Raw genomic sequence first — 13,816 nt, forward strand, 5'->3', positions numbered from 1 at the left:
GACAACGGTTAGAGAGCGGTGAACCGGTCTCTAACTTTTTTTGTCCAGTTAATTTTGCGTTTTTATTAACGCCATTAAAATCCTCTCCCCCATAAAAAAGCACCGGCGGAAAAAGGTGCAAAAAAGAAAAGCGGCTAGCCTACGTGTAAAGGTTAGCCGCTTTCTTATTCTATCCTTTTGATTTCAATCCGCTTTTTTCGCTCCTCTGGAATTAACCGGTGAAGATGAATGATGAGCAATCCGTGATGGTAGGTGGCCTCAATTCGTTCTTCTTTAACAGTGAATGGCAGTGGGATCGTCCTTTCCCATGTTCCTTGAAAAATTCCTTCCTCTACTAGTTCAAATCCTTCAAATTGTAAATTAATGGTTGCTTTAATTTCCAATGTTTTATAATACGTATATAGCTCGACGTGTTCCAAGCTTTCTAATCCCGGTAAACAAACGACGATTAACAACTCGTTCTCTTTTTTATATATGTTGACACCAGAACTGCTAGTCGATTTTTGATTGTTTTGGAAAAAAGGTTGAAAATTCTCCCAAAAATCATGTTGAAAAAAATGTTCCCACTGTTTTGTCCAGTCAGGAAATGAGCCAAATGGGTTTGTTTTCATCTTCCTCCCCCTTCTTTCCAATTGGTATTGGCACGAAACAGCTACGCTATTTTATCATATGTGGAAAATGGCAATTGGTGAAATGCAGAAAATCCGAACATTATTTTTTATTTTTTATTAAATGTTCGATTCTATGTTGACATTTTAACAAAAACATTGATAAGATAGTGGTAACTTCATAGCATTCCCTCATATAATCTTGGGAATATGGCCCAAAAGTTTCTACCCAATAACCGTAAATTATTGGACTATGAGGGAAAGGATCGGAACGGCTTTTTTGCCTTTCTATGGCCGAGTTATGCCCAGAACGATGCTTTCCCTTGGGAGAGGAACGCTTGTTCTGGGTTTTTATTATGGTGAAATAATGAGGTGAAATGGATGCAGCCACTTGTTGGTGTCATTATGGGAAGTCAATCGGATTGGGATACGATGAAATATGCGTGCGATATATTGGAAGAGCTAGAAATACCATTTGAGAAAAAAGTGGTTTCCGCTCATCGGACGCCTGATTATATGTTTGAATATGCCGAAACAGCAGAAAAAAGAGGGATCAAAGTCATTATTGCCGGTGCGGGAGGAGCTGCGCACTTGCCGGGGATGGTGGCGGCGAAAACGACGCTTCCGGTGATAGGGGTTCCAGTGCAGTCTAAAGCGTTGAACGGATTGGATTCGCTTTTATCTATCGTGCAAATGCCGGGCGGTGTACCGGTGGCAACGGTAGCAATTGGGAAAGCTGGCGCTACGAATGCTGGGCTTTTAGCGGCTTCCATTCTTGGGACGTATGAACTGAAATATATGGAAGCGTTGAAAAAGCGAAGAGAGCGCATTCGTCAAGACGTATTAGAAAGCAGTGATGATCTTGAATAAACGAACAATCATTCCAGGGCAGACGATCGGCATTATCGGAGGCGGCCAACTCGGCAGAATGATGGCGATTTCGGCAAAAGAAATGGGATTTCGGGTGGCGGTGCTTGATCCTGTGCCTGACTCCCCTTGCGGCCAAGTAGCGGATACGGAAATTATAGGGGAATATAGCGATATTGAAGCGATCAAAACATTAGCGGGCGTCAGCGATGTCATTACGTACGAGTTTGAAAACATTGATGCTTCTGCGCTTGACTGGTTAGTCCAACACGCATATGTTCCGCAAGGCAGCCGGCTGTTAGCTATTACGCAAGATCGGGCGGCTGAAAAAAAGGCGATTACAGACGCGGGACTCCCTGTCGCGCCTTATTTAGAGATCCGTTCGGCTGAACAATTACAGGCAGGGGTTGAGCAGCTTGGAATTCCGTGTGTGTTGAAAACGTGCCGCGGCGGATACGACGGGAAAGGACAAGCGGTCATTCGTTGCCAAGAAGACATAGAGAAAGCGTCCCTGCTATTGCAAGCCGGTGCTTGTGTATTAGAAAGTTGGCTTTCCTTTGAAAAAGAAATTTCTGTGATTGTCGTAAGAAACGGATTAGGTGAGATGAGTGTTTTCCCGGCGGGGGAAAATATTCATGTGGACAATATTTTACATCAAACGATTGTTCCGGCTCGCACGTCGGTAGCGGCGAAAGAAAAAGCAGTTTCCTACGCTAAAACGTTGGCGCAGCACTTTGAACTCGTCGGCACGTTGGCGGTCGAAATGTTTTTAACAAAAGAAGGAGATATTTATATTAACGAACTTGCCCCTAGACCGCACAACTCCGGTCATTATACAATTAATGCTTGTGCAACGTCTCAATTTCAGCAACACGTTCGTGCCATCTGCAATTGGCCGTTAGGAAGCACGAAATTGTTGACGCCGGCAGTAATGGTCAATATTTTAGGCGAGCATGTGCAGTCGGTCATTGACAACATTCCGAAATTCCAAAACGTGCATCTTCATTTATACGGCAAAAAAGAGGCGAAGAAAAAGCGGAAAATGGGCCATGTCACGGTGCTTGCTGAAACGGTGGAGGAAGCATTGCAAGCGATTGACGCCTTGCACATTTGGAACGAAAAAGAAGGAGGATCACAATGATTGAACGGTACACTAGACCGGAAATGGGAGCAATTTGGACGGAAGAAAATCGCTTCAAAGCGTGGCTAGAAGTGGAGATTTTAGCGTGTGAGGCGTGGGCGGAACTCGGTGTCATCCCAAAAGAAGATGTCGAGAAAATCCGGCAACATGCTTCGTTTGACATTCAACGAATTAAAGAAATAGAAGAAGAAACGCGTCACGATGTGGTTGCATTTACTCGCGCCGTTTCGGAAACGCTCGGCGAAGAGCGAAAATGGGTGCATTACGGTTTAACATCGACGGATGTCGTCGATACGGCGTTGTCGTATTTATTAAAACAAGCAAATGAAATTTTATTACGCGATCTCGAACACTTTATCCAAGTATTAAAGGAAAAGGCACAAGAGCATAAATACACGGTGATGATGGGGCGTACGCACGGCGTTCACGCGGAACCGACGACGTTTGGCTTGAAACTGGCGCTTTGGTACGCGGAAATGCAACGAAACTTAGAGCGCTTCAAGCAAGCAGCGGAAACGGTGCGTGTCGGGAAAATTTCCGGTGCAGTCGGAACGTATGCAAACATTGATCCGTTTGTCGAAAAATACGTATGCGAAAAACTTGGATTAGAGCCGGCGCCGATTTCGACGCAAACGCTACAACGTGACCGCCATGCTCATTATATGGCGACATTGGCGCTTATTGCGACTTCCATTGAGAAATTTGCGGTAGAAATTCGTGGGCTACAAAAAAGTGAAACGCGAGAAGTCGAGGAGTTTTTCGCTAAAGGCCAAAAAGGTTCATCAGCGATGCCGCATAAACGCAATCCGATCGGCTCTGAAAATATGACAGGAATGGCACGGGTGATCCGCGGATATATGTTGACGGCATATGAAAACGTGCCACTATGGCATGAGCGGGATATTTCCCATTCGTCAGCGGAACGCATTATTTTGCCGGATGCGACGATTGCATTAAATTACATGTTAAATCGTTTTGCGAACATCGTGAAAAACTTGACGGTATTCCCAGAAAACATGAAACGGAATATGGATCGCACGCTCGGCCTAATTTATTCGCAACGCGTGTTGCTTGCGCTCATCGACACCGGAATGACGCGCGAAGAAGCGTATGATTTAGTGCAACCGAAAGCGATGGAAGCGTGGGAAACGCAAGTTCCGTTCCGCTCGTTAATTGAAGCAGACGAAGCGATTACGAGCCGCCTAACAAAAGAACAAATCGATGATTGCTTTGATTATCATTACCACTTGAAACATGTCGATACGATTTTTGAACGGTTAGGGTTGTAAAAAGGCATAGGTAAGGGCTTCCTTACCTATGTTACAAAAGGAAAATTTCTAATATTCTGTCTGGGAGGCCTTTCGTATGGTCAAAAAATTAGAACTGCTTTATGAAGGAAAAGCGAAAAAAGTGTATAAAACGGATGACGACAATGTGCTTTGGATTGAATATAAAGATAGCGCTACGGCGTTTAACGGAGAAAAAAAGGCGACCATCGCTGGAAAAGGCCGTTTAAACAATGAGATTACAAGCTTATTATTTTCTAAACTCCATAGCGCCAGCATTGATAATCATTTTATTCGAAAAATATCTGAAACAGAACAGCTTGTAAAAAAAGTAACGATTATTCCTCTTGAAGTTGTTGTCCGCAACTATGTCGCTGGAAGTCTTGCGAAGCGGCTTGGCATCGCCGAAGGGACGAGCCTGGAAAAACCGTTGATTGAGTTTTATTACAAAAATGATGAACTTGGCGACCCTCTTTTGTTGGAAGACCACATTGCCATTTTAAAGCTTGCTACTTCAGAACAAATTGCTGTTTTGAAGGCGTATGCTTTAAAGGTCAATGAGATCCTCACCCAACATTTTCAAAACTGTCATGTCCGCTTGATTGATTTTAAGCTTGAGTTTGGTTTCGACGCAGAAGGAACCATTGTATTAGCGGATGAAATTTCCCCAGATACGTGCCGGTTATGGGATATGGAAACGAATGAAAAATTCGATAAAGATGTATTCCGCCGAGATTTAGGAAGTTTAACCGACGCATACGAAATTATTTTACAGAGATTGGGAGGCTAAATCATATGTATAAAGTAAAAGTATATGTCACGTTGCGAGAAAATGTATTAGATCCGCAAGGAACAGCGGTGAAAGGAGCGCTGCACAGCTTATCTTACCATGAAGTGCAGGACGTTCGAATCGGCAAGTTTATGGAACTTGTTATCGAAAAAAACGATCGGGACGTTGAAGAGCTCGTTCGCGAAATGTGCGAAAAGCTATTAGCGAATACAGTCATCGAAGACTACCGCTACGACATCGAGGAGGTAGTCGTCCAGTGAAATTTGCGGTCATTGTTTTCCCAGGTTCTAACTGCGATGTCGATATGTATCATGCGATTAAAGATGAGTTAGGGGAAGAGGTCGAATACGTATGGCATACGGCTGACACCCTTGATGAATTTGATGCGATTTTGTTGCCGGGTGGTTTTTCGTACGGTGACTATCTTCGTTCCGGAGCGATTGCTCGATTTTCGAATGTGATGAAAGCGATCCAAAAAGCGGCGGAAGAAGGGAAGCCGATTCTTGGCGTGTGCAACGGGTTTCAAATTTTATTGGAGGCAGCGCTGTTGCCAGGGGCGATGCGCCGCAATAACAGCTTGAAGTTTATTTGCCGCCCTGTTACGTTGCGGGTAGAAAATAATGAAACAATGTTTACATCGCTATATGAGCCAGGAGAAGTGATTACGATTCCGATCGCTCATGGGGAAGGCAATTATTATTGCGACGAGGAAACGCTGACCAAGCTGATCGAAAACCGGCAAATCATTTTCCGCTACCACGACGAAAATCCGAACGGAAGTTTAGAAAATATTGCGGGCATTATGAATGAAAACGGAAACGTGCTTGGAATGATGCCGCATCCAGAGCGGGCGGTCGATGCGCTGCTCGGCAGTGCGGACGGACTCAAATTGTTCCAATCAATCGTGAAATACTGGAGGGTGAAACATGTCGTTACTTCTTGAGCCAAGTCCAACAACGATTAAGGAAGAAAAGCTATATCGCGAAATGGGATTGACGGATGAAGAATTTGCGATGGTAGAACGCATTCTCGGCCGCTTACCAAACTATACAGAAACGGGCATTTTTTCAGTCATGTGGTCAGAGCATTGTAGCTATAAAAATTCCAAGCCGGTGCTGAAAAAATTTCCGACAGACGGGAAGCAAGTGTTACAAGGTCCGGGAGAAGGAGCGGGCATTGTCGATATCGGCGACGGATTAGCGGTTGCGTTTAAAATCGAAAGCCATAACCATCCTTCTGCCATCGAGCCGTATCAAGGGGCAGCGACAGGAGTCGGCGGCATTATTCGCGACGTCTTTTCGATGGGAGCGCGCCCGATTGCGCTTTTGAATTCACTCCGTTTTGGCGAGTTGACATCTCCAAGGGTGAAATATTTATTTGAACATGTTGTTGCCGGCATTGCCGGATACGGAAACTGTGTAGGCATTCCAACGGTTGGCGGCGAGGTGCAATTTGATGCGGCATATGAAGGGAATCCACTTGTCAACGCGATGTGTGTCGGCTTAATCCGCCATGAAGACATTCAGCGCGGGGTAGCGTCAGGCGTCGGCAATACGGTGATGTATGTTGGGGCAAAAACAGGCCGCGACGGAATCCACGGAGCGACGTTTGCTTCGGAAGAATTGACGGAAGCGTCGGAAGCGAAGCGTCCAGCGGTGCAAGTCGGGGATCCGTTTATGGAAAAGCTATTGCTCGAAGCGTGTCTAGAAGTCGTTCAATCGGATGCGTTAGTCGGCATTCAAGACATGGGAGCAGCCGGTCTCACAAGCTCTTCAGCCGAAATGGCGAGCAAGGCGGGCGTCGGCATCGAAATGAATTTAGATCTCGTCCCGCAGCGTGAAGCAGGCATGACACCGTATGAAATGATGCTTTCCGAGTCGCAAGAACGCATGCTACTTGTCGTGAAAAAAGGCCGTGAACAAGAAATTATAGATTTGTTTGCTAAATACGGGCTGGAGGCAAAGGCAATCGGCCAAGTAACGGATGACAAAATGCTTCGCCTCTATTTCCATGGGGAAGTGGTCGCTGAAATCCCGGTCGACGCATTAGCGAAAGATGCGCCCGTTTATCATAAACCGTCAGCAGAACCGGCTTATTACCGTGAGTTTCAACAGATCGATTACGTGCCGCATGTCGAAAATTATGAAGAAACGTTGCTTGCATTACTGGCACAGCCAACGATTGCAAGCAAGGAATGGGTATATGACCAATACGATTATATGGTGCGTACCAATACGGTCGTCGCGCCAGGCTCGGATGCAGCGGTTGTCCGCATTCGCGGAACAAAAAAGGCGTTAGCGATGACAACAGACTGCAACTCCCGCTATGTGTATTTAGATCCGGAAACAGGCGGAAAAATTACGGTGGCCGAAGCAGCGCGAAACGTCGTTTGTTCGGGAGCCAAGCCGCTCGCGATTACCGATTGCTTAAACTTCGGTTCTCCAGAAAAACCAGAAATTTTTTGGCAGCTGGAAAAAGCGGTCGATGGCATGAGTGCGGCGTGCCGTGCGCTTTCTGCCCCTGTTATTAGCGGCAACGTATCACTTTATAATGAAACGAACGGGGAAGCGATTTATCCGACACCGATTGTTGGTATGGTCGGATTAGTAGAAGACTTGGATCATATAACAACCCAAGCGTTCAAACAGGCTGGCGATATCATTTATGTCATTGGAGAGGCGAAGCCAGAGTTTGGTGGAAGTGAGTTGCAAAAATGGTTAGAAGGCCGTATTTTTGGCAAAGCACCAAGCATTGATTTAGAAGTGGAAGCAGAGCGCCAAGAAGCGCTTCTTGCGGCGATCCAAGCAGGACTCGTTGCTTCGGCACATGATGTAGCCGAAGGAGGGCTTTCTGTGGCATTAGCGGAGTGTGTGATAGCTGCGGCTGGCTTAGGAGCGAAAGTAACGGTTAGCGGTGATATCGTCGCTGAATTGTTTAGCGAAACGCAATCTCGCTTTATCGTTTCCATAAAAAAAGAACATCAAGCGGTATTTGAGCAACTCATCGAGGCAAAACCGATTGGTGAAGTAACGGCAGACGGAACACTCCGCATCGAAAATGAACATGGTGAAGCAATCGTGAATCTTTCGGTTGAACAAATGAGAAGCGTATGGAAAGGAGCTATTCCATGCTTGCTGAAATCAAAGGCTTAAACGAAGAATGCGGGATTTTTGGCATTTGGGGTCATGATGAAGCAGCGCAAGTGACATATTACGGCTTGCATAGTTTGCAGCATCGCGGCCAAGAAGGCGCCGGAATTGTTGTAGCCAATGGCGAGACAATAAAGGGGCATAAAGGTCTTGGACTGGTGACGGAAGTGTTTAGCAACGGGGAACTTCAGCAATTGAGGGGAACAGCTGCGATCGGTCATGTACGCTATGCGACGGCAGGAGGAGGGGGCTACGAAAACGTTCAGCCCCTCTTGTTCCGTTCGCAAAATGGAAGCATTGCGTTGGCGCATAACGGCAATTTAGTCAATGCTGCTGAGTTAAAACTTCGTCTTGAACAGCAAGGCAGTATTTTTCAAACGACATCTGATACAGAAGTGTTTGCGCATTTAATCCGCCGCAGTATGGCCCCTACGTTAAAAGAACAAATTAAAGTGGCTCTTACTTATTTGGAAGGAGCCTTTGCCTTTCTTTTATTGACGGAAACAGAGTTGTATATTGCCTTAGATCCACAAGGGTTTCGACCGCTTTCGATCGGCCGTCTTGGCTCGGCGTATGTCGTCGCATCGGAAACGTGTGCGTTCGATGTCGTAGGCGCCACGTACGAGCGGGAAGTGGAACCAGGGGAACTGATTATCATCAACAAAGAAGGGGTTCATTCGGAACGCTATGCCGAAAAAAGACCTCGTTCCATTTGCAGTATGGAATACATTTATTTTGCGCGGCCGGATAGCAATGTTGATGGCATTAACATTCATACAGCCCGCAAAAATTTAGGGAAACAGCTCGCTTTTGAAGCGCCGGTTGAAGCGGATGTCGTTACCGGCGTGCCGGATTCTAGCATCTCGGTTGCGATTGGTTATGCGGAAGTGACGGGAATACCGTATGAGCTTGGTTTAATTAAAAACCGTTATGTTGGGCGAACGTTTATCCAGCCGTCGCAATCGCTACGGGAACAGGGGGTTAAAATGAAGCTATCACCAGTGCGTGGTGTTGTGGCAGGAAAGCGGGTTGTCATGGTTGATGATTCCATTGTTCGTGGCACGACAAGCAAACGAATCGTGAACATGCTTCGCGAAGCAGGAGCGAAAGAAGTGCACGTGCGCATTAGTTCGCCGCCGATTACACACCCATGCTTTTACGGCATCGATACGCCGACAAAAGAAGAGTTAGTGGCGGCTACTCATTCGATTGAAGAAATTCGGCAAATGATCGGGGCGGATTCGCTTGCCTTTTTAAGCGAAGAAGGATTGCTGGAAGCGATCGGTCGTCCGAAAGATTCGAAATGGCATGGGCAATGTATGGCTTGTTTCACCGGAATGTATCCGACAAAGACGTATCACGAATAACATAGAAAACGTCCATGAGCGAGTTTTTTCCACCTAGGGATGGAAATTATTGCTCACGGCTCGAAGATTTTCACAGAAAAGGGGGAAGCTTTAGGTGGCGGACGCATATAAACGAGCGGGAGTAGACATTGAGGCCGGTTACAAAGCTGTTTCCTTAATGAAAAAACATGTCCAAAAAACGGCTCGCCCAGAAGTACTCGGCGGACTCGGCAGCTTTGGCGGCATGTTCGATTTATCGAAACTAGGATATAACGAACCGGTATTAGTATCAGGGACAGACGGGGTCGGCACAAAGCTGATGCTCGCTTTTATGATGGATAAGCACGATACGATTGGCATCGATTGCGTGGCGATGTGCGTCAATGATATTGTAGTTCAAGGGGCGGAACCGCTCTTTTTCCTCGATTATATCGCTTGCGGAAAAGCGGTTCCGGAAAAAATTGAACAAATCGTGAAAGGAATCGCCGACGGCTGTGTGCAGGCGGGCTGTGCGCTAATCGGTGGGGAAACAGCAGAAATGCCGGGCATGTATCGTGAAGAAGAATATGATGTGGCTGGCTTTGCAGTCGGCATTGCCGAGAAATCGAAATTAATTACAGGAGAAACGATTCAAGCAGGCGATGCGTTAATCGGACTTGCCTCGAATGGCATTCACAGCAACGGTTACTCGCTTGTCCGGAAAATTGTATTGGAAGAGGCGAAGTTCGATTTGCATGAAACATATGGCTTGCCACTTCCTTTAGGCGACGAGCTGCTTAAACCGACGCGCATTTATGTGAAACCGGTGCTTTCAGTGCTGAAAGAGTTTACGATTAAAGGGATGGCGCACATTACTGGCGGCGGGTTTGTTGAAAATATTCCACGCATGCTGCCGGATGGGTCATGTGCAGAAATTGATTACGGTTCTTGGCCGATTCCGCCGATTTTTGACTTTCTACAAGAAAAAGGAAATCTTGTGCGGAAAGAGATGTTTAATATTTTCAATATGGGAATCGGGTTAGTGATGGCGGTAGATAGTGAAATCATTCATCCGCTGCTCGAACGCCTTGAGCAGCTCGGCGAAAAAGCGTATTTAATCGGTCGCGTCAAGAAAGGTGAAGGCGTTGTGTTTGCCGGAGGGAAAATGGAATGAAGCTTGCAATATTTGCCTCTGGGAGCGGAACTAATTTTCAAGCGATTGTCGATGCGGTCAAACGTGGAGAACTAGCGGCGGAAGTAGCGTTATTAGTATGTGACCGCCCCGAAGCAAAAGTAGTCGAACGGGCGAAAAAAGAAGGTATTCCCACTTTCGTTTTTCGTCCGAAAGAGTATGCGACAAAAGCGGATTTTGAACAGGACATTTTAGCGCAACTCACGAAGCACGGCATTGCATTTATTGCATTGGCTGGCTACATGCGCTTAATCGGTCCGACACTCCTTTCCGCTTACGAAGGACGAATCGTGAATATTCATCCATCGTTGTTGCCGGCGTTTCCTGGAAAAGATGCGATTGGACAAGCGTACCGCTACGGTGTAAAAATAACAGGTGTGACAGTTCACTACGTCGATGAAGGAATGGATACGGGACCGATTATTGCGCAACGAGCGGTTTCCATCGAGGAAGGGGAGTCGCTGGAACAGGTGGAACGAAAAATCCATGCCATCGAACATGAACTATATCCATCCGTCTTAAAAACATTGCTTGAAAGGGTCGAAACATATGAACGTTAAACGTGCATTACTGAGCGTTTCCAATAAAGAAGGAATTGTTTCATTGGCGAAGCAATTAGTAGAGTTAGGGGTCGAGATTATTTCGACGGGCGGAACGAAAAAAGCGCTAGAGCAAGAAGGAATTCCGGTCATCAGCATCTCCGATGTGACCGGATTTCCGGAAATTTTAGACGGGCGCGTCAAAACGCTTCACCCGATGATTCACGGCGGCTTGTTGGCCATCCGTGACGATGAACATCACCTCGAACAGCTAAAGAAACACGGAATTCAGCCGATCGATTTAGTAGTTGTCAATTTATATCCGTTCCAGCAAACGATTGCTAAGCAGGATGTGACGTTTGCGGAAGCGATTGAAAACATTGATATCGGCGGTCCGACGATGCTCCGCGCGGCGGCGAAAAATCATCAAGATGTGACGGTCGTCGTCGACCCAGCCGACTATGAAACGGTGCTGCAAGAGCTAAAAGAAAATGGTGCGGTGTCGAAAGCGACGAAATTAAAACTAGCAGCGAAAGTATTTCGCCATACCGCGGCGTACGATGCAATGATTGCGGAATACTTAACAAAACAAGCAGGCGAGTCGTATCCGGAAACGTTGACAGTGACGTTTACGAAGAAACAAGATTTACGCTATGGAGAAAATCCGCATCAAAGCGCGGCATTTTACCAAAAGCCATTAGGATCGTCGTTCTCAATTGCGGCCGCACAACAACTACACGGAAAAGAACTGTCGTACAATAACATTAACGATGCGAACGCTGCTTTGCAAATCGTGAAAGAATTTGAGGACGCAGCGGCCGTGGCGGTAAAACATATGAATCCGTGCGGAGTTGGTGTCGGTGACACGATTTTCGAAGCGTTCACAAGAGCGTACGAAGCGGATCCGACATCGATTTTTGGCGGCATTGTTGCCCTTAATCGCGAAGTGGACCGCGACACGGCGCTCAAGATGCACGAAATTTTCTTAGAAATTATTATCGCTCCGTCGTTCAGTGAAGAAGCGTTAGCGATTTTAACGCAGAAGAAAAACATTCGGTTACTCACCGTCGATTTTGCGGCAGAGCAAAAGAACGAGCCGATGTTCGTATCGGTGAAAGGTGGTTTGCTCGTGCAAGAGGAAGACCGGTATACGCTTGACGACGCGGAGTTGAAAGTAGTGACGAAACGCGAGCCGGCGGAAAAAGAATGGGAAGATTTAAAACTCGCTTGGAAAGTCGTCAAACACGTAAAATCGAACGCGATCGTGCTTGCGAAAGATGGCATGACGATCGGCATCGGAGCAGGTCAAATGAATCGCGTTGGCGCCGCAAAAATTGCGATCGAGCAGGCAGGTGAAAAAGCGCAAGGGGCGGCTTTAGCGTCTGACGCCTTTTTCCCGATGAATGATACGGTCGAAGCGGCGGCAAAAGCAGGAATTACGGCGATTATTCAACCGGGCGGATCGATTCGTGATGAAGATTCGATTCAAAAGGCCGATGAATACGGGATCGCGATGGTCTTTACCGGTGTGCGTCATTTTAAACATTAAGGGGGGAACGACATGAAGGTGCTTATTATTGGCCGTGGTGGACGAGAACATGCGATCGCTTGGAAAGTGGCGCAAAGTCCGCTTGTTACTAAGTTATATGCAGCGCCGGGGAATCCTGGGATTGCGGAAATTGCTGAGCTTGTTTCAATCGAGGAGCACGATACGGAAGCGCTTGTGCAGTTTGCGAAAAATGAGGAGATTGAGTTGACCATTGTTGGACCGGAAGCTCCGCTTTTACAAGGGGTTGTCGATCGTTTCCAAGCAGAAGGATTGCGTATTTTTGGCCCGCGGAAAGAAGCGGCGCTTATTGAAGGCAGCAAAGCATTTGCAAAACAACTGATGAAAAAGTACGGCATACCGACGGCGGAGTATGAATCGTTTACTTCCTATGAAGAAGCGAAGGCGTATGTCGAGCAAAAAGGAGCACCGATCGTCATTAAAGCGGACGGGCTAGCCGCAGGAAAAGGTGTTGTTGTCGCGATGACGGTCCAAGAAGCGCTAGCCGCTTTGCATGAAATGATGGTCGAGAAAAAATTTGGGCAAGCAAGCGAACAAGTGGTGATTGAACAATTTTTAGAAGGAGAAGAATTTTCGCTCATGGCGTTTGTGCATGGTAAAAAAGCGTATCCGATGGCAATTGCCCAAGATCATAAGCGGGCATTTGACAACGATGAAGGTCCGAATACAGGAGGAATGGGCGCCTATTCTCCCGTTCCGCAAATCGCCGACGAAGTTGTGCAACAAGCGGTCGAACAAATTGTTCATCCTGTTGCGAAAGCGCTCGTGGCGGAAGGGTGTCCTTTTACTGGCGTTTTATATGCAGGGCTTATCGCCACTGCCGACGGACCAAAAGTCATCGAATTTAACGCGCGTTTTGGGGATCCGGAAGCGCAAGTCGTCTTGCCTCGTCTAGAAACCGATCTCGTTTCTTTCCTGCTAGATTTACTTTCTGGAAAGGACGTTTCGTTAACGTGGACGGAAGAAGCGGTACTTGGCGTCGTTTTAGCAGCAAAAGGGTATCCGGAAGCGTATGAAAAAGGTGCGGAAATCGCTGGATTAGAGACATTAAAAGAAAGCACGCTTGTGTTCCATGCCGGTACAAAACAAGAGAACGGAACATTGCGTATAAACGGCGGGCGCGTGCTATTGGTTGCGGCGAAAGGAGCCACATTGGAAGAAGCGCAACGCGAAGTGTATAAAGAAATCGCCAACGTGCGCTGCGACCAGCTCTTTTATCGGCGCGACATCGGCCATAAAGCTATCGCACGCGCTTTTTCCGAACATAGACAAAAGTAATGGCGACAATGCCGCCAATCAACATAGCTAGCACAAACGACATATCGGTCATATATTCAAGCACCATACGATTC

Annotated in this window: 14 protein-coding genes and 1 riboswitch; of the genes, 12 read left to right on the forward strand and 2 right to left on the reverse strand. The window is 46.8% G+C overall.

Annotated elements, in window-relative coordinates; all coding sequences use genetic code 11:
- Positions 1 to 164: 164 nt before the first annotated feature.
- Positions 165 to 611: an Hsp20/alpha crystallin family protein gene (locus M4I42_RS10135; RefSeq protein WP_268852056.1), complete on the reverse strand. Its 447-nt coding sequence runs from the start codon at positions 609 to 611 to the stop codon at positions 165 to 167.
- A gap of 169 nt (positions 612 to 780) precedes the next feature.
- A riboswitch (purine riboswitch) is annotated at positions 781 to 882 on the forward strand.
- Between the two features lie 107 nt (positions 883 to 989).
- Between M4I42_RS10135 and purE the strand changes: the two genes are divergently transcribed.
- The 12 genes from purE (at position 990) to purD (ending at position 13,742) form a co-directional block, all read left to right on the forward strand.
- A complete protein-coding gene (purE, locus tag M4I42_RS10140; protein ID WP_268852057.1) occupies positions 990 to 1,478 on the forward strand; it encodes a 5-(carboxyamino)imidazole ribonucleotide mutase in 489 nt (162 codons plus the stop codon).
- Positions 1,465 to 2,616, forward strand: coding sequence for a 5-(carboxyamino)imidazole ribonucleotide synthase (gene purK, locus M4I42_RS10145; protein ID WP_268852058.1), 1,152 nt, complete (start codon positions 1,465 to 1,467; stop codon positions 2,614 to 2,616). Before purE ends, purK begins: the two co-directional genes overlap by 14 nt.
- The gene (purB, locus tag M4I42_RS10150; RefSeq protein WP_268852059.1) at positions 2,613 to 3,905 is read left to right on the forward strand and encodes an adenylosuccinate lyase; all 1,293 of its coding nucleotides are present in this window, start codon (positions 2,613 to 2,615) and stop codon (positions 3,903 to 3,905) included. Before purK ends, purB begins: the two co-directional genes overlap by 4 nt.
- A gap of 76 nt (positions 3,906 to 3,981) precedes the next feature.
- The gene (gene purC, locus M4I42_RS10155; protein ID WP_268852060.1) at positions 3,982 to 4,692 is read left to right on the forward strand and encodes a phosphoribosylaminoimidazolesuccinocarboxamide synthase; all 711 of its coding nucleotides are present in this window, start codon (positions 3,982 to 3,984) and stop codon (positions 4,690 to 4,692) included.
- Between the two features lie 5 nt (positions 4,693 to 4,697).
- Positions 4,698 to 4,952 (forward strand): phosphoribosylformylglycinamidine synthase subunit PurS, encoded by a 255-nt coding sequence (gene purS, locus M4I42_RS10160; RefSeq protein WP_268852061.1) that lies wholly within the window; start codon positions 4,698 to 4,700, stop codon positions 4,950 to 4,952.
- The gene (purQ, locus tag M4I42_RS10165; RefSeq protein ID WP_268852062.1) at positions 4,949 to 5,635 is read left to right on the forward strand and encodes a phosphoribosylformylglycinamidine synthase subunit PurQ; all 687 of its coding nucleotides are present in this window, start codon (positions 4,949 to 4,951) and stop codon (positions 5,633 to 5,635) included. The genes purS and purQ overlap by 4 nt, the downstream gene beginning before the upstream one ends.
- Positions 5,619 to 7,844, forward strand: a complete 2,226-nt coding sequence (gene purL, locus M4I42_RS10170) for a phosphoribosylformylglycinamidine synthase subunit PurL (RefSeq protein WP_268852063.1) — start codon at positions 5,619 to 5,621, stop codon at positions 7,842 to 7,844. The genes purQ and purL overlap by 17 nt, the downstream gene beginning before the upstream one ends.
- The gene (gene purF, locus M4I42_RS10175; protein ID WP_268852064.1) at positions 7,820 to 9,208 is read left to right on the forward strand and encodes an amidophosphoribosyltransferase; all 1,389 of its coding nucleotides are present in this window, start codon (positions 7,820 to 7,822) and stop codon (positions 9,206 to 9,208) included. The genes purL and purF overlap by 25 nt, the downstream gene beginning before the upstream one ends.
- Positions 9,209 to 9,302: 94 nt before the next feature.
- Positions 9,303 to 10,340 carry a phosphoribosylformylglycinamidine cyclo-ligase gene (gene purM, locus M4I42_RS10180; protein WP_268852065.1) on the forward strand — a complete coding sequence of 346 codons (1,038 nt, stop codon included), beginning with the start codon at positions 9,303 to 9,305 and terminating at the stop codon, positions 10,338 to 10,340.
- The gene (gene purN, locus M4I42_RS10185; RefSeq protein WP_268852066.1) at positions 10,337 to 10,918 is read left to right on the forward strand and encodes a phosphoribosylglycinamide formyltransferase; all 582 of its coding nucleotides are present in this window, start codon (positions 10,337 to 10,339) and stop codon (positions 10,916 to 10,918) included. The genes purM and purN overlap by 4 nt, the downstream gene beginning before the upstream one ends.
- Entirely contained in the window at positions 10,908 to 12,446 is a 1,539-nt protein-coding gene (purH, locus tag M4I42_RS10190; RefSeq protein WP_268852067.1) for a bifunctional phosphoribosylaminoimidazolecarboxamide formyltransferase/IMP cyclohydrolase, read from the forward strand. Before purN ends, purH begins: the two co-directional genes overlap by 11 nt.
- 12 nt (positions 12,447 to 12,458) lie before the next feature.
- On the forward strand, positions 12,459 to 13,742 hold the full coding sequence (gene purD / locus M4I42_RS10195) for a phosphoribosylamine--glycine ligase (protein WP_268852068.1): 1,284 nt from the start codon (positions 12,459 to 12,461) through the stop codon (positions 13,740 to 13,742).
- Here the strand turns inward: purD and M4I42_RS17110 are convergent.
- The gene (locus tag M4I42_RS17110) at positions 13,705 to 13,809 is read right to left on the reverse strand and encodes an EYxxD motif small membrane protein (protein ID WP_328284609.1); all 105 of its coding nucleotides are present in this window, start codon (positions 13,807 to 13,809) and stop codon (positions 13,705 to 13,707) included. The genes purD and M4I42_RS17110 overlap by 38 nt on opposite strands.
- Positions 13,810 to 13,816 lie beyond the last annotated feature (7 nt).

This window comes from Anoxybacillus sp. J5B_2022, from assembly GCF_026847645.1.
Lineage (GTDB): Bacteria > Bacillota > Bacilli > Bacillales > Anoxybacillaceae > Anoxybacteroides.